Raw genomic sequence first — 21,143 nt, 5'->3', positions numbered from 1 at the left:
CCCTCTCCCGCAAACGGGAGAGGGGGCGAACCGCCCGTATCAGAACGTCGGTGGCGTGCAGGCCGAGATCACTTCGCACGGCTTGCCGCCGACGCAGCGGAAGCGATGCGGGCGGCGGCTCTCGAAATAATAGGCATCGCCCGGGTTGAGGATGCGCCGCTCGTCCTCCACGGTGACTTCGAGCTTTCCGGAGATCACGATGCCGCCTTCCTCGCCGTCATGGACGAGGTGGACGCGCCCGGTGTCGCTGCCGGGCTCGTAGCGCTCCTTCAGGATCTGGAGGCTGCGGCCGAACAGATTGTCGCCGACTTGCCGGTAGGAGATCGGCTTCTTGCCGACCTCGGTCAGTTCCTCCGCGCGGTAGAAGATCTTGCGCCTCGACTCCGGCTCCAGCGCGAAGAACTCGGCGAGCCCCATCGGGATGCCGTCAAGGATGCGCTTGAGCGCGCCGACCGAGGGGTTCATCTGGTTGGATTCGATCAGCGAGATCGTCGAATTGGTGACGCCGGCACGTTTTGCCAGCTCACGCTGCGACAGCTTGTTGCGCGCCCGGATGAATCGCAGCCGTCCACCGATGTCGACGCTCATGCCTTGGTCCTTGCCTTGGTCCGTGTTGCAAGTGTTGCGGATCGCGCAAATATGGACCGGCAGCTCCAATTAAATCAATGGCTTGCAGCTGATCAGAAAAGGACTTGTTGCGCTTTGCAAGCCGTGGCTCTGCTGGCAGGTCAGCAAAGGAGCGCGGCCGTGACCCTTCATCAGATTCCGAACACTATCAAGACCGACTCGTTCTGGATGCCGTTCACGGCCAACCGTCAGTTCAAGAAGGCGCCCCGCCTGTTCTCCTCGGCCGAGGGCATGCACTACACCACCGTCGATGGCCGCAAGGTGATCGATGGCTCCGCCGGCCTGTGGTGCGTCAATGCTGGCCATGGCCGCAAGCAGATTGCGGCTGCGGTCGAGCGCCAGCTCATGACGCTGGACTTCGCGCCGTCGTTCCAGATGGGCCATCCGCTGGCGTTCGATTTCGCCGAGCGTCTCGCCGAGATCGCGCCGAAGGGCCTCGATCGGGTCTTCTTCACCAACTCCGGCTCCGAGTCGGTCGACACCGCGCTGAAGATCGCGCTGGCCTATCACCGCGCCAACGGTCAGGCGAGCCGCACCCGCCTGATCGGCCGCGAGCGCGGCTATCACGGCGTCGGCTTCGGCGGCACCTCGGTTGGCGGCATGGTCGCCAATCGCCGCGCCTTCGCCACCCTGCTGCCGGGCGTCGACCATATCCGTCACACCCACGATCTCACCCGCAACGCCTTCGCCAAGGATCAGCCTGAGCACGGCGCCGAGCTTGCCGACGATCTCGAGCGCCTTGTCGGCCTGCACGGTGGCGAGACGATCGCCGCCGTCATCGTCGAGCCGGTGCCGGGTTCGACTGCGGTGCTGCCGCCGCCGAAGGGCTATCTCCAGCGCCTGCGCGAGATTTGCGACAAGCACGGCATTCTCCTGATCTTCGACGAGGTCATCACCGGCTTCGGCCGGCTGGGCACGCCGTTTGCCGCCAACTTCTTCGGCGTCACGCCGGACCTGATGACGACGGCCAAGGGCATCACCAACGGCACCATTCCCTGCGGCGCGGTGTTCGCGAGCCGCAAGGTACATGACGGCCTGATGGTCGGCCCCGAGAACCAGATGGAGCTGTTCCACGGCTACACTTATTCCGCGCATCCGACCGCCTGCGCCGCCGGCATCGCGACGCTCGACATCTACAAGGATGAAGGCCTGCTCACGCGCGGCGCGTCGATCGCCGAATATTGGCGCGATGCGCTGCATTCGCTGAAGGGGCTGCCGAACGTCGTCGACATCCGCAATTGCGGCCTGATGGGCGCGGTCGAGCTCGCGCCGCGCGACGGCGTCATCGGCGCGCGCGGCTATGACGTGATGGTCGACTGCTTCAACACCGGGCTTTACCTGCGCATGAGCGGCGACAGCTTCGCGATGTCGCCGCCGCTCATCGTCGAGAAGAGCCACATCGACCAGATGGTCTCGATCCTCGGCGATGCCATCAAGAAGGTGGCCTGATAATTGCTCCCGCGGTTCACGGAGTTTCTTCTTGCAGCGGCGCGCGTGATGCCGCGGGAGTTTGACGAAGCGTGAAAGTCTTGATCCTCGGCAGCGGTGTCATCGGTGTCACCTCTGCCTATTATCTTGCGCGTGCTGGTCATGAGGTGACGGTCGTCGACCGCCAGCCGGAGCCGGCGCTGGAGACCTCTTTCGCCAATGCCGGCGAGGTGTCGCCCGGCTATTCCTCGCCCTGGGCCGGCCCAGGCGTGCCGGTGAAGGCCGTCAAGTGGTTGTTGATGAAGCACGGCCCGCTGGTGATCCGGCCGAAGCTTGATCCTGTCATGTGGGTCTGGCTGCTCAAGCTGCTGCGCAACTGCACCAGCGCGCGCTATGCGGTCAACAAGAGCCGGATGATCCCGATCGCGGAATACAGCCGCGATTCCTTGCGCGATCTGCGCCGCGACATCGGTATTCAGTATGACGAACGCTCGCAGGGAACGCTGCAGCTGTTCCGCTATCAGGCGCAGCTCGATGGCACGGCTGAGGACATCGCCGTGCTCAAGCAGTACGGCGTGCCTTTCGAGTTGCTGAGCCGCGAGGGCTGCATCGCGGTCGAGCCGGCGCTCGGCGGCGTGAAGGAGAAGTTCGTCGGCGGGCTTCGCTTGCCCCAGGATGAGACCGGCGACTGCCACATGTTCACGCAGGCGCTGGCCAAGCATGCCGAGGCGCTCGGCGTTCGCTTCATGTTCAACACGAGCATCGATCGCATCGTCACCGACGGCGCGCGGGTCAGCAGTGTCGCGACCAGTGCCGGCCTGTTGCAGGCAGACGCTTACGTCCTCGCGCTCGGAAGCTGGTCGTCGCGGCTCCTGGCTCCGCTCGGCATTTCGCTCCCGGTCTATCCGGTGAAGGGCTATTCGATCACGGTGCCGATCAAGGACGCCTCCGGCGCGCCGGAATCCACCGTGATGGACGAGAGCTACAAGGTCGCGATCACCCGCCTCGGCAATCGCATCCGCGTCGGCGGCACCGCCGAAATCTCCGGCTATTCGAGCAAGCTCTACGATGCACGCCGCGCCACGCTCGATCATTCGCTGACCGACCTGTTTCCACGCGGCGGCGATCTCGCCAAGGCGACCTTCTGGAGCGGCCTGCGCCCGATGACGCCGGACGGCCCGCCCGTGATCGGCCCAACGCAATACGCCAACCTCCACCTCAACACCGGCCACGGCACGCTCGGCTGGACCATGGCCTGCGGCTCGGGGCGCGTGCTCGCCGACATGCTGTCGGGCCGGAAGCCGGACATCGACGTCAGCGCGCTGACGGTGGACCGGTACGCGCATCGGTTTGGGTGAAGCTCCATCCGCTCGTCATTGCGAGCGCAGCGAAGCAATCCAGTATCTTTCCGTGGCGACACTCTGGATTACTTCGTCGCAAGGGCTCCTCGCAATGACGATGTGGAGGCGGCGCGGCTCATTTCTCTCAACGCCGAGTGCGGCGAGAGAGGCGAAACACGGGGCTTACCCCGCCCCCGTCACGCAATTCACCCACAGCACCACGGCCTTGGCATCCTGCGCAGGATTGGAAAACCGGTGCGGCCGGCGGCTCGCGAAGCGAAAGCTGTCGCCGGTCTTCAGCGACCACGTCTCGCTGTCTACCGTCAGCATCATCTCACCTTCGAGCACGAGCCCGGCCTCCTCGCCATCATGGGTGTAGAGTTCGTCGCCCGTCGAGCCGCCGGGCTCCAGATGCACCAGGAACAGATTGAGCTTGTTGTCGGCACTCGCCGGACTCAGCAATTGCTTTGAGACGCCGCTGCGCCAGAGCTTCAGCTCGGGCCGCTGAAGCCCGCGCGTCACCACCTGGTCCGATCCGCCGTCGGCGCTCGGGCTCGCGCCGAACAGTGCGGCGATGCCGACGCCGAACACGTCTGCGAGCGTCGCCAGCACGCGCAGCGAGGGTGACGACATGCCGCGCTCGATCTGGCTGAGGAAGCCGATCGAAAGTGAGGTGCGCGCCGCGACCGTTTCCAACGAAAACTGCCTGACGTGCCGGAGATCCCTGATGCGGCGGCCAACCGCGACGTCCATCGCGGGCTCGGCCGGTTTCATGGCAGCCTTGGTGCTGGCTTTGGCCGTTAGCTTCTTCGCCGCCCTCGCGGCCGGTTTGCGCATTCTTTTGCCACCGCTCACGTCAGACCGCTTCCTTCATGTGCATGAAAACCGCTTGCGCGAGCCGCGAAAGTGTGACCAAATTTTCATATCGGTGAAAATAGGCCGAAACGGCGTAGCCCGCAACGTCTCCTGCAACGTGTGATGGCGACATTCGCGAGCGCCGCCATCGGCTAGGCCCAAAGGGGGATGCGATGAAGCGTTTTGGTCTGGCCGCGATCGCGGCATTGGCAATTGCAGCCGCAGCTCCGGCCTCGGCCCAGCAGGTGCTGAAAGTCGGCTCGACGCCGACAGGCATTCCCTTCACCTTCCTCGACACCAAGACCAATACCATTCAAGGCATCATGGTCGATCTCGTCACCGAGATCGGCAAGGATGCCGGTTTCAACGTGCAGATCGAGCCGATGCAGTTCTCGGCGCTGATTCCGTCGCTGACCTCGAGCAAGATCGACATTATCGCCGCTGCGATGTTCATCACGCCCCCGCGCAAGGAGGTCGTCGACTTCTCCGACCCGATCTACACTTACGGCGAGGGCCTCGTCGTGCCGAAGAGCGACACCAAGGCCTATGCGTCTCAGGAAGATCTGAAGGGTGAGACCGTGGGCGCCCAGGTCGGCACCGCCTTCGTTGACGCGCTGAAGAAGTCCGGCCTGTTCGCCGAGGTCAAAGCCTACGACACCATTCCCGACATCCTGCGCGACGTGAACACGGGCCGCCTCAAGGCCGGCTATGCCGACTATCCGATCCTCGCCTACAATCTGAAACAGGGCGGCTTCCCCGAGGTGCGCCTGGTCGACGGCTACAAGCCCGTCACGGTCGGCTCGGTCGGCATTGGCGTGCGCAAGGGCGAGACCGCGCTGCTCGGCAAGATCAACGCCTCGCTCGCGAAGCTCAAGGCCAACGGAACCATTGCCAAGATCCTGGATAAATGGGGTCTGAAGGCGCAAGGTTGATCGATGAAGGCTGGCCGATGAAAGGCTTCTGGCGCGACGCCGTCGAGTTCTTCCCGATCCTGTTGAACGGCGTCGCGCTGACGATCATCGTCACGGTCGGCTCCCTGCTGCTCTCGACGGTGCTCGGCCTCGTCTGGGCGATGATGCGGGTCTCGGGTATCAAGGTGCTGTCGATGCTCAGCGCCAGCCTGATCAATGTGATCCGCGGCATCCCGATCATCGTGCTGTTGTTCTATCTTTACTTCGTGATGCCGGATCTCGGCGTCACGTTGTCGGCCTTGCAGGCCGCAATCCTCGGGCTCGGCATCGCCTATTCGGCCTATCAGGCCGAGAATTTCCGCGCCGGCATCGAGGCGATTGACAAGGGGCAGATCGAAGCGGCGCAGTCGATCGGCATGGGCTGGTGGCTGACGATGCGCCGCGTTGTGCTGCCGCAGGCGGTCCGCATCGTGCTGCCTCCCTACGGCAACGTCATGATCATGATGCTGAAGGATTCCTCGCAGGCCTCCACCATCACCGTCGCCGAGCTTGCCCTGCAAGGCAAGCTGATCGCCTCGTCGACGTTCAAGAACACCAGCGTGTTCACCCTTGTTGCGCTGATGTATCTCACCATGAGCATTCCCTTGATCCTGCTGGTCCGTCACTTCGAGAAGCGGGCCGGCAAGCGATGATCGAACTGAATGACGTCCACAAGAGCTTTGGCAAAGTCGAGGTGCTCAAGGGCATCACGGCCTCCGTTCAGAAGGGCGAGGTGGTCTGCATCATCGGGCCATCAGGCTCCGGCAAGTCGACCATTTTGCGCTGTATCAACGGCCTCGAAAGCTACGACCGCGGCGAGATCAGCGTCGAGGGATTGAAGGTCGACCGCGACGCGCCGTCGATCGTGAACATCCGTACCCGGGTCTCGATGGTGTTTCAGCGCTTCAACCTGTTTCCACACCGCACGGCGCTGGAGAACGTGATCGAGGGGCCGCTGTATGTGAAGAAGGAGCCGCGTGCGCAAGCGTTGGAACGCGGCCGCGCGCTGCTCGCCCAGGTCGGGCTCGCCGAGAAGGCCGATGCGCATCCGCCGCAACTCTCGGGCGGCCAGCAGCAGCGCGTCGCGATCGCGCGGGCGCTGGCGATGCAGCCCAAGGCGATCCTGTTCGACGAGCCGACCTCGGCCCTCGACCCTGAACTGGTCGGCGACGTCCTCGGCGTGATGCGCAAGCTCGCCGACGACGGCATGACCATGGTCGTCGTCACCCACGAGATGGGCTTTGCCCGCGACGTCGCCGACCGCGTGCTGTTCATCGACGGCGGCGTCATCGTCGAGCAGGGGCCGGCCAAGGCGCTGCTCAACCAACCCCAGCATCCGCGCACGCAGGATTTTTTGCGCCGTGTGCTGCATCCGCTCTGATCGGTGTTCGCCATGAACGCGCGCCTGCCTCTGCCGCCCTCTGTCTATGCCGACACCGCCATCGCGCCCGTCGCCACGCCGCCGCTCGATGTCGACAACACCGCCTCCGTCGCGATCGTCGGCGGCGGCTATACCGGCCTGTCCACGGCGTTGCATCTGGCCGAGCAGGGTGTCGAGGCATTGGTGCTGGAGGCGCAGGAGCCCGGCTGGGGCGCGTCCGGCAACAATGGCGGCCACACCAATCCCGGATTGAAGCACGATCCCGATCAGATCGAGGCCGATTTCGGCGCAGATCTCGGCCGCCGCATGATCGACTTCTCCTACGGCACCACGAACTTCACCCACGAATTGATCCGCCGTTACCAGATTCCCTGCGAGGCGCGGCAGAACGGCACGCTGCGCGCCGCCTATAACGAGGCCAGCGCCGCCGCGATCGAGAACACCGCGCAGCAATGCATCCGCCGCGGCATGCCGGTGTCATTCCTGAATCGCGAGCAGTTGCGCGTGATGACCGGCACCGATCGCTATATCGGGGCGATGCTGGACACGCGTGGCGGCGATCTGCATCCTCTCAGCTATGCTCGCGGCCTCGCGCGCGCGGCGATCTCGGCCGGCGCGAGGGTTTTTGGTGAGACGCCGGCGCTGTCGCTGCGCCGCGACGGCACGCGCTGGCGCATCGCGACGCCGCGCGCGATCGTGCATGCCGAAAAAGTCCTGCTCGCCACCAACGGCTTCACCGACGATCTCTGGCCGGCACTTCGACGCACCATCGTGCCGGTGTTTTCCTCGATCGCCGCTACTGCGCCGCTCTCGGACGCTGTCGCGCGCTCGATCATGCCGACACGTCCCGTGCTCTACGAGAGCGGCTATATCACGGTCTATTACCGCATCGATCAGCAGAACCGCCTGTTGATGGGCGGCCGCGGCCCGATGCGTTGGATAAAGTCGCCGAACGACGTCGCCTACCTCATGCGCTACGCCGAGCGGCTATGGCCGCAGCTCAAGGGCGTCGCCTGGACGCATGGCTGGAACAGCCGGCTCGCGATCACCGGCGATCATTATCCGCATGTGCATGAGCCCGCGGAGAACATCCTGATCTCGCTCGGCTGCAACGGCCGCGGCGTTGCGCTCTCCACCGCGATGGGCGCACAGCTCGCGCGCAGGCTGATCGGCGGGCCAAAGGTGGAGATCGACATGCCCATCACGGGCATCAAGCCGATCCCGATGCACGCGTTCTGGCCGCTCGGCGTGACGAGCGCCGTCATCGCGGGCCGCATGAGAGATCGGTTAGGCATATAGATCGGTTAGGGATTTGGAGAAGGCGCCGCCGAGGCAGCGCCTTGCTCGATCCGATGTTCAGCAGCGGCCCTGTTTCCACAGGCCGGGCGGGCAGCCCATGCCGCGCCAGCCGACCTTGCGCCCGTGGTACCATCCCGGCGGCGTGCCATGGTGATGATGGCCCATCGCGTGACCATGGCCATGACCGTGCCCGTGTCCATGACCATGTCCATGACCGCCCTTGGCCAGGGCAGGGCCGGCAAATGTGAGGCCGGCTGCAACGATCAGCGACGCGGCGAGCGCAAGTTTCTTCATCATGTCCTCCACTGGGGCGAGCGCATTTGTCCGTTCAATGAACGAACGGTGGGCAGGTAAGTTCCCTGCCAATGTGGAGAAGTCGTGACGCTCGCGCAGATGCGCAATCGCGCACCAGTTCGATCCGCGTTAGCACATTGCATCCGTGCGCTCAGCCTTCCACCACCGCTTCGGCCCACGGTTGGAAAATCTCGACCGCGCCCGAATTGGTCTCGCCCTCGCGCATCACCACGCTCGGGCAGGCGAACTTCATCGGTAGCGCCTGCACCTGGGTCTCCTGATAGTCGAATCGCGCCGCCAGCGTCTTGCGCGCGTCCGCCGGCAGGCGGGCATCACCGATAACGACCGGGCCTTCGCTGGCGTCGATGCGCGGCTGGTGGATGGCGGCATCGAGGTCCATACCAAAATCCATCGCAAAGGAGACGAGTTGCATCACCGCCGGCAGGATGCGGCGGCCGCCGGAGGCGCCGACCGCGAGGCGCTTGCCATCCGGGGTCTCGGCGATGACGGGCGTGTAGTTGGTGAGACAACGCTTGCCAGGTGCGAGCGAGTTGGTGGTGCCAGGTGTCGGATCGAACCACATGATGCCGTTGTTCATGGGGATGCCGGTGTGCGGCGTGACATATTTCGAGCCGAAGGTGGACAGCAGCGTCTGCGTCACCGCGGCCATGTTGCCGTGGCGGTCGACCACGGAGAAGTGGGTGGTGCAGGCCGGCGCCAGGTATTCCGCGCCGAGCGAGCGCTTGCCATCGGCATCGCCCATGTCGCCCAGCCGCTGGCGATAGGCCGATTGCAGCGCCAGCGCATATTCGGCGTAGGCGGCCGCGTCCGGTGTGCCGCCCGGCTTCAGATTCTGCTGCAACAGGCGTAGCGCATGCGCCATCGTCGGTCCGGCAGTGAGCTCCGGCGTCGCAAACACCTTGCCGCCGCGATAGGGGATCGCCAGCGGCTCGCGCAGGTGGCTGCGGAACGCGGCGAGATCCTCCGTCGATAGCGAGCCGCCGTCGGCCTTGATGTCGGATGCAATGCTTCTTGCGAGGTCACCCTCGTAAAAATCGCGGGGGCCAGCGGCTGCGAGATGGGCCAGCGTCGCCTTCAGCTTGTCCTGCGGCAGCCGCGTCTCGGCCTTGATGCCCCAGGGCGCATTCGGCGGCAGGCCGTCCCTCAGGAAGATGTCCGCGCTGGCGGGATAGCGCCGGAGCTCAGCGGCGGAGCTCGCGATCATGAGCGTCGTCCACCAGTCGACCAGCAGACCTTCGCCGGCGATCGTCGCAGCGGGCGCGACCAGATCCTTCCACGGCATCCTGGCGTGGCGGCGATGCGCTTCCTCCATGCCGGCGACGACGCCGGGCACCGCGATCGAGCCAGGCCCGTGAATGTTGCGATCGTCCTCTACCCGCGGCCAGGGGAACAGGTCGGAGGCCGCGCCTTCGCCCGTAATCGGATAGTCGGCGACGCGCAGGCTCTGCGGTGCGCACATGCCGTAGTCGATCACTTCGTAGCGATTGTCCTTGGCGCGGTAGAGCACCATCGCGCCGCCGCCGCCCATGCCGCTCATCCAGGGCTCCAGCACGTTCAGCGCGAAGGTGGTAGCGACGACGGCGTCGACACAGTCGCCGCCTGCCGCTAGCACCTCTGCGCCGACCTCGGCCGCCCGCCGCGATTGCGCGGCGACGATGCCGCCCTTGGCTCTGACTGCGGGTTTGCGGATGTGCTGGGCGCGGCTGAACTGGTGAGGCATGATGTCGTCTTTGTCTTCGGTTGTCTTGGCTGGCTAGGCGCGCGGACAATGGCACACTGCCGCCAACGAGAACATCCAAAGCGAGGAGCGACATGGCTGGTGTGAGGCAGACGCGGGATGGTGCGGGGTGGCGACCGCCTACCAAGCCCTCATGCCCGGGCTTGGCCCGGGCATCCAGGTCTCCCGCAAGCGGCCCAAGAACGTCGATGGCCGGGACGAGCCCGGCCATGAAAGACACAGCGAATAAGGACGACGCGGCGACCGCTCAGAGCGAGCGGTTCAACCGGCTGGCCTGATACTTGGCACGCCATTTCGGGCCCGGCCCGCGCATGTAGTGAAGCTCGGGGCGGTACGGGTCGCCGGCGACCCGGATCAGGGTCTGCCATTTCATGGCGACGAAGTTCAGGGGCTGGCGAAGGAGGCTCAGTGAAGGGAGCAACATCGGCATCACCTCAATGCGGCTTGCCGAGCATGGCGGTGAAGGGAAGATCGAAAATCTCCTCGCCGTCGTCATCGCTGACGTGGATCACCCAGTCGCGCCAGTCCTCGTTGCTCGGCGTCAGAATCATCGATCGCATGATCTGGGCGGCGCGGTCGCGGGCCTCGGTGAGATTGGAGACGGCGGCGCCGTAGCGATCGATCAGGGTGCCCTCGGTATTGGAGCAGTGAAAGTAGACCTGGACCATCTACGCCTCCTGTAGGGAGCGATTGGGATGGCAAATTGATACCACCCGAGGCATTCGCGAAACATTCGGGTCGAACCCGGTAAGGGAATTTACGGAGATTGGTCGCCTGCAAGGTCGTTACAGGTTTAATCACAGGCGGGTGATGATCAGCTGGACCGCGCTTGGGCGGCATGGAACAACCTCCGACGAAAGTCGAGGGGCGACATGGGTCCTTCCGAAGGCAGCGTCGGTAATGCCATCCGCTTCGGAACGGCACCATGTTCATTGCCGATTACAAGAAGCATAGCGTCGTCCCGGCCTGGAGGCTTGCATCTGGCCGCCGCGGGGACCAAGACTCTGCGGCACATCAAAGAGCATGCGCCCCACGGAGTGTTCGAGTGAAAGCCGTCCATACTGAGCTGCACCGCAGCCATGATCCGCAATTCTTCCTGGTTCGCGGGCTCGTCAAGCGCACCACCGAGCAGCCCGAGCGCGTCGATCGCCTGCTCAAGGGATTGAGGGACGGCAAGCATCAGCTGGTCGAGCCGACGAAATTCGGGCAAGGGCCCCGCGCGCGCATCCACAGTCCGGAATATCTGTCGTTCCTGAGCGAAGCCTGGGAGGCCTGGACGGCGCTCGGCGATTCCGGCCCGGAGATGATCGGCAATATCCATCCGGTGCGCCACGCGGCGACTTATCCCACCCATATCGTCGGCAAGCTCGGCTGGCACACCGCCGACACGGCGGCGCCAATCGGGCCGGGCACGTGGGCGGCCGCCTGTGCCGCGACCGACGTCGCGGTCACCGCGGCGCAGATGGTGATGGACGGCGAGGATGCGACCTATGCGCTCTGCCGCCCACCGGGCCATCACGCCTATCGCGACATGGCGGGCGGTTTCTGCTTCCTCAACAACAGTGCGATCGCGGCGGCGCATCTGCGGCAGAAGCACGAGCGTGTCGTCATCCTCGACGTCGACGTCCATCATGGCAACGGCACGCAGGGCATCTTCTACGCGCGGCCTGACGTCTACACGATCTCGATCCATGCCGATCCGGTTGCGTATTATCCGTTCGTGTGGGGCTATGCCCATGAGCACGGCGAGGGTCCGGGTCTCGGCACCAACCTCAACATTCCCCTCGCCATCGGCACCGGCGATGACGGCTACATGCAGGCGCTGGACGTTGCGCGCAAGGCGATCGAATCGTTTGCGCCGAGCGCGCTCGTCGTCGCGCTTGGTCTCGATGCCTCCGAACACGACCCGCTGAAGGGATTGGCCGTCACCACACCAGGCTTCCGCCGCATCGGCCAGGCCATCGCGAAGATGGGCCTGCCGACCGTGTTCGTGCAGGAGGGTGGCTATCTCTCGGATATTTTGGGCGCGAACCTCACCTCAGTGCTGGCAGGATTCGAAGAGGCGCGGTGAGCTTGAAAGCATCTCGCTCGCCGCGAGCACCTAGCAGACGTGCTGCATCTCGGCTTCGTCCGCGACCATGTCGAGCATGATCGTGGTCAATCCCGTCGCCGTACAATCCTTCGATCTTGCGCCGAGCTCCTCATAGCTGCCGACGAGAGAGCGCCGCAGCTTCAATAGCGCTGCAGTTCGTCCGCGGTCAGATCGGGATAACATCCGACAACGCCATTCCCTTCTGATCTGATTGAGCTATTCTTCCCAAGGATTAGGGAACGCGTCCAGTCTGAGGTGAAGTCGGGCCCCAAATCTGTGATTGAGGGGACCCCAAAGCCCCTTCGACGTAACGATAGGTCGGGCAGAAATCACCATGCTGGAGAACGAGCCGGGCACGGGAACGGAGGGCGGGCTGAAGCGCTGGCTCGAGGGCATCGGTCTCGGCCACTACACCGATCTCTTTGCGCAGCACCGTCTCGATCTCGACGTCGTGGCGGACCTGACCGAATCCGATCTGGTCGAGCTCGGATTGCCGCTCGGTGATCGCAAGCGGCTTCAGCGAGCCATGTCGGCGCTGTTCCAGGCCGAAACGGCGGAGCCGTCGGCGGCAGTGGCGCCGCCGCAAACGCGCTCGGAGGTCGGCGCGGAACGGCGTCAGCTCACCACCATGTTCTGCGACATGGTGGATTCCACCTCGCTATCGGTTCAGTTCGATCCGGAAGACGTGCGCGACATGATTGCGAGCTTCCGCGAAACCTGCGTCCGCGTGGTCAAGCATTACGAGGGCTTTGCCGCCCGTTTCGTCGGCGACGGTATCCTGATCTATTTCGGCTATCCGACCGCTCATGAGGACGATGCCGAGCGCGCGGTGCGCGCCGGGCTCGAGATCGTGCGGGTGCTGTCGAGCGCGCACGCGATCGAGCCGCGCGGTGCGCTCAGCCACTCGCCCGCCGTCCGCATCGGGATCGCGACCGGCCTCGTCGTGGTCGGCGATCTCGTCGGGCAGGGCACCGAAGAGCGCGATTCTGCGGTCGGAGAAACCGTCAATCTCGCCGCGCGGCTGCAAGGCCTGGCGCCGCCCAACGGAGTCGTGATCTCCGCATCGACCCAAGCGCTGCTGAAGGGGAAGTTCGACTACCGCAATCTCGGCGTCCATGACTTGAAGGGCATCTCCGAGAAAGCGCAGGCCTGGCACGTGGTGCGCGCCTCGCGGATGGAGACCCGCTTCGCCGCCGCCATGGGCACGCGGCTGACGCCGCTCGTCAACCGCGAGGAGGAGATCGCGCTGCTCATGGGACGCTGGCAGCAGGCCAATGACGGCGACGGCCAGGTCGTCGTCAAGTTCGGCGAGCCCGGTATCGGCAAGTCGCGCATCATCCAGGAAATCTTCGAGCGGATATCCGGCGATCGCCATGGACAGGTCTCGCTCCAGTGCTCGCCTTACTACACCTCCACGGCGTTCCATCCGTTCGTCGAGCAGCTCAAATTCTCCCTCGGCCTCGATCGGGAGGATGCGTCCGCGCTGTCGCTGGCGAGCCTGGAGACCGCGATCGCCACGGCGCATGGCGACATCGAGCAGGTCGCGCCGCTGTTTGCCGCGCTGCTGTCGATACCCACCGGCGACCGCTATCCGCGGCTCGACCTTTCGCCGCAGCAGCAGAAGGATGCCACCGTCACGGCGCTGGTCAATCACTTCCTGGGCCTTGCGCGCGAGATGCCGTTGGTGATCGCGTTCGAGGATTTGCATTGGATCGACCCGACCTCACGCGAGGTGATCGACCTGCTGGTCGACCGGGTGCAGAACCGGCCGATCCTGGTCATCATCACCGCGCGATCCGAATTCCAGCCGAGTTGGAACGCGCATTCGCACATCACGACCCTGGTGCTGAACCGCCTGAGCCGGCCGCTGCGCACGACGCTGGTCGAGCGCGTTGCCGGCAGGGAGCTGCCCAAGGAGGTCGTCGAGGAGATCATCGTCAAGACCGACGGCGTGCCGCTGTTCCTGGAAGAGCTGACCAAGACGGTTCTGGAATCCAACCTCCTGACCGAGCGGCACGGGCGCTACGTGCTGTCGGGCCCGTGGCGGCAGCTCGCGATCCCGGCGACCCTGACGGACTCGCTGATGGCGCGACTGGACCGCATGGGACCGTTCAAGCGGGTCGCCCAGATCGGCGCCACGATCGGGCGCGAGTTTTCCTATGAGACGCTGCACGCAGTCGCCAACACGCCAGCCGAGCAGATCGAAGCCGCGCTCAATCACCTGGAGCAGGCGGGCCTGATCATGCGCCGCGGCCATCCGCCGGACGCGCTCTACTCCTTCAAGCACGTGATGATCCAGAACGCCGCGCATGCGAGCCTCTTGCACAGCGAGCGCCGCAAGCTGCACTCCCGGATCGCCCAGGTGCTCGCCGAGATGTATCCGGAGAAGACCGAGCGCGAACCGGAGCTGCTCGCTTATCACCTGACCGAATCCGGCCAGAGCGAAGGTGCCGCCAGCTTTTGGCTCAAGGCCGGCAAGCAGGCGGCCAAGAGCGGCGCCAATCTGGAAGCGATCGGTCATCTGCGCCGCGGCTTGAGCGTCGTGCAGGCCAATGCGCGCGTGCAGGGCGCCGACGAGATGGAGCTCGAGCTGCGGATCGCACTCGGCACCGCCCTGATCGCCGCCAAAGGCTATGCCGTGCAGGAGGTCGAGCAGAACTACATCCGCGCGCTCGAGCTCGGCCAGCAGCTCGGCGACGACGAAAAGGCCTTCGCCGCTACGCGCGGGCTCTGGGTGTGCCATTTCATCCGCGCCGATCTCACGCGCGCGCACGATCTCAGCGTCGAGCTGTTGAGATTCGCCAAGCGCGAGCGGCTGCACCAGCGGGCGCAGCCGGCGCAGCAGACCGGTTATCTGATCGAGGCGCACCGCTCGATCGCGATGACCATGCTCTATCGCGGCCGCTTTGCCGCCGCGCAGCATCATCTGCATCGCTGCATCAGCCTCTACAGCCCCGATCTGCATTCCGGTCTGATGGAGCGCCACGGCATCGATCCCGGCGTCGTCTCGCTGTCCTATCTCGGGTATCTCCTGTGGTTCCTCGGCCGTCCGGACGCGGCGCGCCAGCACAGCGAGCAGGCGATCGCGAACGCCGAGAAGATCCGCCATCCCTTCACGCTCGCCTTCGCTCTCGTGTTCGGCGCCTATCTCCGCCAGCATTTGCGCGATGTCGAGGGCACGCGTGACCACGCCAATCGCGCGATGATCATCGCCACCGAGCACAATTTCCTGCACTGGAAGCAGCAGGCGGCGATCCTGCGCGGCTGGGCGCTGGCTCAGCTCGGCGAAGCCGACGAAGGCCTGAGCCAGATGCGCGTCGGCCTCGACGAGTATGAGGCGATGGATTCCTGGCTCGCCGGCTGTTGGTTTCGCTGCCTGCTCGCGGAGTCCTATGCCAAGGTCGGGATGCGCGACGCCGCCTTGCGGGCACTGGACGGCGCGCTCGCGACCGCAAGACGGACCGGCGATCACTCCTATCTCGCCGAAGTCTATCGCCTGCAAGGCGAGATCACGCTGTCGGACGGCGACCCGGCATCGGTGCGGGAGGCCGAGGATATGTTCGGCCTGTCGCTGGAAACCGCGCGTAAGCAGGGCGCATTGTCCTGGGAGCTTCGCACCGCCGTCAGCCTGGCGCGGCTGTGGCACGAGGCCGGCAGGCGCGAGCACGCAAGTCTCCTGCTCGTGCCCATCGTCGGCAGGTTCAGCGAGGGCATCTACACGCCGGACCTGAAGCAGGCGATGCAGCTGATCAACGAGCTCGGTGCGGACGCGCCCGTTCGTGAACAGGTCGCCCCCTGACTTGAGCGATCTTGCCGCAGAGCGTGCGCGCTATTGGAGCGGCTTGCCGAGCGCGCTGCGGGTTACCTTCGCGCCTATCGCAATGTTGGGGTGGGCCAGGGCGCGCTTCCGCACTGGCACCCGCTGCGCTTTCGGGGGCATTGAACGGGGTTCCAGGCGGATGGCGAATGCTTCGTTTCATTTTACCTTGATTCCGTTTGTGAGTTTCCAGCGTCTCCCAGTGCGGCTATGACTGCGGCCCGATGGCCCATTTGAGCGCGCCCATGCATTCCGTTGCCCTGCTGACCGCCAGCTACGCCAAGGATATCGAGCGCTTTTCGCTGCTCAGCGAGAGCATCGACACCTGGCTCTCGGGATACACGCGGCATTATGTTCTCGTTAACGATGAGGACGTGCCGCTGTTCGAGCGGTTTGCCTCCGACAAGCGCGTCATCGTCCCGGCCTCGCGTTACTTGCCGAAATGGCTCCTCGCGCTCCCGCCGGCCCTCCAGTTCATCAGCAGCCGGCGCGTCTGGCTCTCGCTGCTCTCGTCACCGGTGCACGGCTGGCACATCCAGCAGATCCTGAAGATCGCCGGCGTTCTCAACGCGCCGGAGCAGCGCGTCTGCATCCTGGATTCGGACAATCTCTTCTTCCGCGAGTTCGACGTTGGCCAGTACGCCGGCGGCGAAAAGACGCCGCTCTTCGTTACTCCAAAGGCGATCGGCGCCGACCACCCGTTGCATGGCCTGTGGCTCCGTACCGTCGATCAGCTTCTGGGTATCGAGAAGCGCTCGTTTCCGGCAGACGATTATGTCGGCAACGCGCTGGTCTGGGACAAGGACACCGCGCAGGCGATGACCGGCGCCATCAAGGCTGCGACAGGGCTGAACTGGGTCCTGGCGCTGTGCCGCAAGAAGAAGTTTTCCGAATACCTGCTCTATGGTCATTTCGTCGCGAGCTCGCCCGCGCACCTGGCTGCGCATCAGGTCACGGAAGACAGTATCGCGGTCTCGCACTGGGACGACACGCGTCTCGACCGTCCGGCCATCGAAGCGATGATGCGCGCGGCCTCGCCAGAACAGGTCGCGCTCTGCATCCAGTCCTATTCGTCGACCTCGATCGTCGACATCCGCGAGGTATTCCGGTTGAATTCGCGCGACCAGCGCGCGCCGAGCCTGTCGCCCGACCTTATGGGCGAGGTTGCAGCATTCGAGGTGCCGAAAACGCGCTAGAACATGATCCGACCCCGAAGGGCGGCGTTCGCGCAAAATGTGCAGCGGTTTTCCGCAAAGATCATGCTCAAACGATAGCGCGCTCAAGCATCCTTCGTGAACTTGCTGATGACGTCCATGAACGGCTTCGGCTTGAACTCGCCGTCGAGCGGCAGAGGACGGTTCGGCTGCTTGTCCTTGCGGGCGAAGGTGCCGTTGATCCAGCTGTAGCGATCCGAGATGCCCCAGGTCAGGATCGAGCGCACCGGTCCGCTGCTTGAGATGGCCGTCAGCAGATCGTCGACGCGCTTGGCGACGATGGCGTCGCGCTCCGCCGGGCTCCCCGCCAGCTTCTGATCGTCGACATCGAGCTCGGTGACGAGCACCTCGAGCCCCCAGGAACGCAGCTCGGTGACGAACTCGGCGAGCCCGTGTGTGTCGATTTCGAGCTCGGCATGCAGATGCGATTGCAGTCCGACGGCGTGAAGCGGAACGCCCTGGTCGAGCAGGTCCATGATCAGGTTGCGGTAGGCCGCGCGCTTGGCGATGAAGGAGTCCTTGGCCGATTCGATGTCATATTCGTTGATCGCGAGCTTGACGAAGGGATCGGCCGCGGCGGCGGTGCGGAAGGCCAGCGGAATCCAGCCGTGACCAAGATGCTGCGTCCAGAACGTGTCGCGCCGGTCGGTGACCTTCTTCGGATTGTCCGGGATCGGCTCGTTGACGACGTCCCACGACGTCAGCTTGTTCTTGTAGTAGGACACGACGGTGCCGATGTGATCGACGAAGGCGCGCTCGACGCCCTTGCCGTCCTTGATCTGCTTGGTCCAGTCGGGAATGTCGTGATACCAGGCAAGCGCGTGACCGCGCATCGTCAAATCGTTCGCCTGCGCAAAATCCAGGATCGCGTCGGCACGCTCGAAAGCAAATGTGTGCGCATCCGGCCGCAGCATCGGCCATTTCAGCTCGAGCACCGGCACCACCTGCGTGCAATAGGTGCTGATGGCGTCGCCAAGCCGCGGATCAGCTTGCAGGTCCCAGAGCGTGGCCGCAGCGCCAAAGCCCCGACGGCGCTGGGCACGTTTCGACGCCGGCACTGCGGACGCCGATGCGGCCGCCGCGAGCGTTGCGGCGCCGCCGAGCAAGAATTCGCGTCGGTCGAGCCTGGTCACGCGTGAGGCTGCATCGCCGCTTCGGCGATCTCGTAATAGTGAAGCGCGCCTTTCTCGAGCGTCAGATTGTCCAACACATAGTCGCGCGGTGCGAAGTCTCCCGCCGCGACGTGCGACCAGAAGCCGGCCCAGCCGGATGTGAAACCATCCGCATCCGTGAAGGTCATGCCGCAGCGCGCGTCGAAATAAGGGACCGAGGACACGCCGCCCTCGTACCTCACCTTGTGCGGAAAATACTTCGGATCCTGCCACGGCCCGCCGCGATCCCAGGCAAAGACGGGCACGCCGCTCGACAGCGCCTGCTGGCAGGCGATGCCCTGGCTCTCGTGCTCGCACAGGAAGACCATGCTGCGGCAGCGCGCCAGCGCCGCCTTGTAGTCGTGTTCCTTGTAATGGCCGTAGCGGATCACTTCGACAGTGCGGCCGCTTGCTTCGAGATGCCTGCGGATCGGCTCGATCAGCTCCGCCTCGTAGCGCCCATAATCCCAGCGGATCTTGTCGTAGAGCAGCACGTCGACGCTCTTCTGCTCGGTTGGCGCTGGTGTCCACAAATCGGTCTCGATGCCGACGGGCCAGGCGCCGACATGGGGCCAGTGCGGACGGAACATGTCCGCGTACCAGGCGCATGGCACCAGCACGCGCTTCACGTCGAGATCCTTCAGAGTCTCCGGCGCATCGATCGGGTGGTCGTACATGGCGACGCCGAGCAGTAGCGGGTTTTTCCACTTGAACCAGTCGAGCACGAACGGCCGGCCGATGATGCAGGCCAGTTCCTCGGGGTGCTTCTGGATGTAGCGATAGTCGTTGACGCGGTAGCGGATGCCGAGCCGATCGAGGCCCGCGCACAGATTGAGGAGCACGCGCCGCTGGCCGCTGATATAGGACTTGCCAACCAGCAAGCGCCGCAGCAGCGGCCGGAGATGGCGGTCACCGGGAAACCAGCGGTCGTCCCGTTCTTCGAAGAAGAGGTTGAGGACCATCCTGTCGCCGCCAGCATTGCCGGAGGTTGCCGGCGCAAGCGGCGCGTCGGTGCCGCGATGCGGCCGAGAGGCCGGCTTCGCCCGTGCTTGTTCGGCAACGTCCATGTCAGTCACATCAGCACATCGGAGGATTCGGGGCGACGTTGCGATATCATTGTTTCTTTTCTGTGATCGCGCCGGCCCCTTCAAGGACAGGGCAAATTTAACGCTAACGCGCGATAACCGCGCGATTGCTCCATTCGCGGTCCGATTTGCAGACTTATGCGGCTATCCTGCCGGCGCCAGCGCGCCGTCCGATTGCTCCACCAAAGTCCAAGCGTTTTAACGCTTCGTTAATCCTCACGGCCGCTACCGGTCCAAAGTCCGCATGCTGAATCGCCATTTCTCCATTTATCTCGTCGCCTACATCCTGCCTGCGGCGGTGGGGTTCTTCGCGGTTACGGCCTACACACGGCTGCTGACGCCGGCGGAGTACGGCGTCTATGTGGTCGGCATCAGCCTTGCGGGAATCCTGGGCGCGATCTTTTTCGCCTGGATCAAGCTGTCGGTATCCCGCTATCAGGCGATGTCGGCGGAGGTGGATTTTCGCGGCACCGCGATGGTCGCCTTTGCGCTCACGGCGGCGGTTCTCTGCGCGACCACTCCGCTGGTCTTCCTGTTCCGAAGCGACGTCAGCGTCGAGCTGCTGCTCGCCAGCATGTTCGTCGCGATCATGGCCAATGCGGTCGATGTCGGCCAGGAGTTCGAGCGCGCCAAGCTGCGGCCCTACCGCTTCGCGGCGATCTCGATCGTGCGCAGCGTGTCGAGCGTCGGCTTTGGGCTCGCCGGGATCTGGCTCGGCTGGGGTGGATTGGGGCTGCTCGCGGCATTCGGCCTCGGCTCGCTCGCCGGCATCATCCTGAATCTGGTCGGTGACCGCACCAAGATCGCACGCTTCCAGCGCCGCCAGTTCATGCAGCTGGCGCGCTACGGTCTTCCGTTGACGCTGGCCGGGCTTTCCGTTGCGGTCTACTCGGCCTGCGACCGGCTCATCGTCGCCTATCTGCTCGGCAAGGATGCCGCCGGCATTTTTGGCGTCGCTGCGGACCTGCCGCGCCAGTTCATGGTCATGATCGCCTCCAGCGTTGCCGCGGCGACGGTGCCGCTGGTGTTCCGGTCGTTGTCGGAGAAAAACAATGACACGACGCGGGAGCGGCTGACCGAAAGCCTCGAACTGCTGCTCGTCGTCGTTGCGCCCGTCGCGGTCTGGCTTGCGCTGGCGGCGGACCAGGTCGCCGGCACGCTGGTCGGCGTCGACTTCCGCGCGGGCGTGTCCGCGCTGCTGCCGACCCTGGTGCTCGCCCGCTTATTCGGGATCGCCAATCAGTTCTATGTCCAGATCAGCTTCCAACTCGCCGAACGCCCCTTCATGCTGGCGGCACAGTCCTTCCTCACGCTGGTCGTCAGTGTGGTCCTGATGTTCGCGCTGGTCGCCGGCTATGGCCTTTACGGTGCGGCGCTGGCGACCTTCGCGACCGAAGCGATCGGCTTCCTCGTGGCTGTCCTCTTGATGCATCGCGCCCACCCGGTCCCGTTCGACCTCAATCGCCTCGCCGCTGTTGCAGCTTCCGCTGCGGCGATGGCGGCCGCGATCCTGATCGCGCGATCGCAAGCGGGCGGCACTGGTCTCGGGTCGCTCATCGTCGTGAGCCTCGCCGGTGGCTTCGCTTACGCCGCCGCGGCGTGGCTGATGAACGTCGCGAACGTGCGAACGCTGTCGCTGCGCCTCCTGCGAACGTTCAACCGGAAGGCGCTGGGCGTTTAGCGACCAAGGCGAGCCTGACCGCTCCCGGCATTGTCCCGTGCAGCTGAACCATGTTAGCCGGACATTCTGCCGCAGCGATCGAGGGCCGGCTTCGGGCCAGCTTCGGCCGGAGGCCGCCTTCCGCCGATGTGAACCGTCGTATATGAGAGATTTGTCGCGGGAACGTGCCG

The 21,143-nt window shown here is 64.8% G+C and carries 18 protein-coding genes and 1 pseudogene; 10 read left to right on the top strand and 9 right to left on the bottom strand.

What is annotated here, in order from left to right; all coding sequences use genetic code 11:
- Positions 1–39 precede the first annotated feature (39 nt).
- Positions 40–588 carry a cupin domain-containing protein gene (locus IVA91_RS02260; protein ID WP_247280835.1) on the bottom strand — a complete coding sequence of 183 codons (549 nt, stop codon included), beginning with the start codon at positions 586–588 and terminating at the stop codon, positions 40–42.
- Between the two features lie 159 nt (positions 589–747).
- Here IVA91_RS02260 and IVA91_RS02255 point away from each other — a divergent pair, with 159 nt between their 5' ends.
- Together IVA91_RS02255 and IVA91_RS02250 are read left to right on the top strand one after the other, a co-directional pair.
- Positions 748–2,076, top strand: coding sequence for an aspartate aminotransferase family protein (locus IVA91_RS02255; RefSeq protein ID WP_247280834.1), 1,329 nt, complete (start codon positions 748–750; stop codon positions 2,074–2,076).
- 71 nt (positions 2,077–2,147) lie between these two features.
- Positions 2,148–3,413, top strand: a complete 1,266-nt coding sequence (locus IVA91_RS02250) for a D-amino acid dehydrogenase (RefSeq protein ID WP_247280833.1) — start codon at positions 2,148–2,150, stop codon at positions 3,411–3,413.
- A 165-nt stretch (positions 3,414–3,578) separates the two neighbouring features.
- On the opposite strand, the gene IVA91_RS02245 is transcribed toward IVA91_RS02250, so the two are convergent.
- Entirely contained in the window at positions 3,579–4,232 is a 654-nt protein-coding gene (locus tag IVA91_RS02245; protein ID WP_247449016.1) for a cupin domain-containing protein, read from the bottom strand.
- Positions 4,233–4,423: 191 nt separating this feature from the next.
- On the opposite strand from IVA91_RS02245, the gene IVA91_RS02240 reads away from it, so the two are divergent.
- The 4 genes from IVA91_RS02240 to IVA91_RS02225 are packed head-to-tail and all read left to right on the top strand — an operon-like array spanning position 4,424 to position 7,880.
- Positions 4,424–5,182 carry an ABC transporter substrate-binding protein gene (locus tag IVA91_RS02240; RefSeq protein WP_247280831.1) on the top strand — a complete coding sequence of 253 codons (759 nt, stop codon included), beginning with the start codon at positions 4,424–4,426 and terminating at the stop codon, positions 5,180–5,182.
- 17 nt (positions 5,183–5,199) lie between these two features.
- Entirely contained in the window at positions 5,200–5,853 is a 654-nt protein-coding gene (locus tag IVA91_RS02235) for an amino acid ABC transporter permease (RefSeq protein WP_247280830.1), read from the top strand.
- On the top strand, positions 5,850–6,581 hold the full coding sequence (locus IVA91_RS02230) for an amino acid ABC transporter ATP-binding protein (protein WP_247280829.1): 732 nt from the start codon (positions 5,850–5,852) through the stop codon (positions 6,579–6,581). The genes IVA91_RS02235 and IVA91_RS02230 overlap by 4 nt, the downstream gene beginning before the upstream one ends.
- Positions 6,582–6,593: 12 nt before the next feature.
- A complete protein-coding gene (locus tag IVA91_RS02225; RefSeq protein ID WP_247416105.1) occupies positions 6,594–7,880 on the top strand; it encodes an FAD-binding oxidoreductase in 1,287 nt (428 codons plus the stop codon).
- A gap of 57 nt (positions 7,881–7,937) precedes the next feature.
- Here the strand turns inward: IVA91_RS02225 and IVA91_RS02220 are convergent, their stop codons facing one another.
- From IVA91_RS02220 to IVA91_RS02205, 4 genes are all read right to left on the bottom strand, one after another.
- Positions 7,938–8,177, bottom strand: coding sequence for a hypothetical protein (locus IVA91_RS02220; RefSeq protein ID WP_247280827.1), 240 nt, complete (start codon positions 8,175–8,177; stop codon positions 7,938–7,940).
- A gap of 148 nt (positions 8,178–8,325) precedes the next feature.
- Entirely contained in the window at positions 8,326–9,915 is a 1,590-nt protein-coding gene (locus IVA91_RS02215) for a gamma-glutamyltransferase (protein WP_247280826.1), read from the bottom strand.
- 265 nt (positions 9,916–10,180) lie between these two features.
- Entirely contained in the window at positions 10,181–10,357 is a 177-nt protein-coding gene (locus tag IVA91_RS02210) for a hypothetical protein (RefSeq protein ID WP_247280825.1), read from the bottom strand.
- 10 nt (positions 10,358–10,367) lie between these two features.
- Positions 10,368–10,601 carry a hypothetical protein gene (locus IVA91_RS02205; RefSeq protein ID WP_091884042.1) on the bottom strand — a complete coding sequence of 78 codons (234 nt, stop codon included), beginning with the start codon at positions 10,599–10,601 and terminating at the stop codon, positions 10,368–10,370.
- Between the two features lie 377 nt (positions 10,602–10,978).
- Between IVA91_RS02205 and IVA91_RS02200 the strand changes: the two genes are divergently transcribed.
- Positions 10,979–12,004: a histone deacetylase family protein gene (locus IVA91_RS02200; protein ID WP_247280824.1), complete on the top strand. Its 1,026-nt coding sequence runs from the start codon at positions 10,979–10,981 to the stop codon at positions 12,002–12,004.
- 30 nt (positions 12,005–12,034) lie between these two features.
- Here IVA91_RS02200 and IVA91_RS02195 read toward each other — a convergent pair.
- Positions 12,035–12,151: pseudogene (locus IVA91_RS02195) on the bottom strand (LLM class flavin-dependent oxidoreductase); the annotation flags it as partial.
- Between the two features lie 208 nt (positions 12,152–12,359).
- On the opposite strand from IVA91_RS02195, the gene IVA91_RS02190 reads away from it, so the two are divergent.
- Both IVA91_RS02190 and IVA91_RS02185 read left to right on the top strand, forming a co-directional pair.
- A complete protein-coding gene (locus tag IVA91_RS02190) occupies positions 12,360–15,824 on the top strand; it encodes an AAA family ATPase (RefSeq protein WP_247280823.1) in 3,465 nt (1,154 codons plus the stop codon).
- A 263-nt stretch (positions 15,825–16,087) separates the two neighbouring features.
- Entirely contained in the window at positions 16,088–17,038 is a 951-nt protein-coding gene (locus tag IVA91_RS02185; protein ID WP_247280822.1) for a DUF6492 family protein, read from the top strand.
- Between the two features lie 83 nt (positions 17,039–17,121).
- Here IVA91_RS02185 and IVA91_RS02180 read toward each other — a convergent pair whose 3' ends face one another.
- Positions 17,122–18,189: an endo-1,4-beta-xylanase gene (locus IVA91_RS02180; protein ID WP_247280821.1), complete on the bottom strand. Its 1,068-nt coding sequence runs from the start codon at positions 18,187–18,189 to the stop codon at positions 17,122–17,124.
- Complete coding sequence (locus IVA91_RS02175) at positions 18,186–19,274, bottom strand: glycosyltransferase family 1 protein (protein ID WP_247280820.1); 1,089 nt, start codon at positions 19,272–19,274, stop codon at positions 18,186–18,188. Before IVA91_RS02175 ends, IVA91_RS02180 begins: the two co-directional genes overlap by 4 nt.
- A 262-nt stretch (positions 19,275–19,536) precedes the next feature.
- Between IVA91_RS02175 and IVA91_RS02170 the strand changes: the two genes are divergently transcribed.
- Positions 19,537–20,973 carry an oligosaccharide flippase family protein gene (locus tag IVA91_RS02170; protein ID WP_247280819.1) on the top strand — a complete coding sequence of 479 codons (1,437 nt, stop codon included), beginning with the start codon at positions 19,537–19,539 and terminating at the stop codon, positions 20,971–20,973.
- The last annotated feature ends 170 nt before the right edge of the window (positions 20,974–21,143 follow it).

It is taken from the genome of Bradyrhizobium sp. 153 (genome assembly GCF_023073835.1).
Classification (GTDB): Bacteria; Pseudomonadota; Alphaproteobacteria; order Rhizobiales; family Xanthobacteraceae; genus Bradyrhizobium.
This window is presented reverse-complemented; position numbering and strand designations above follow the sequence as displayed.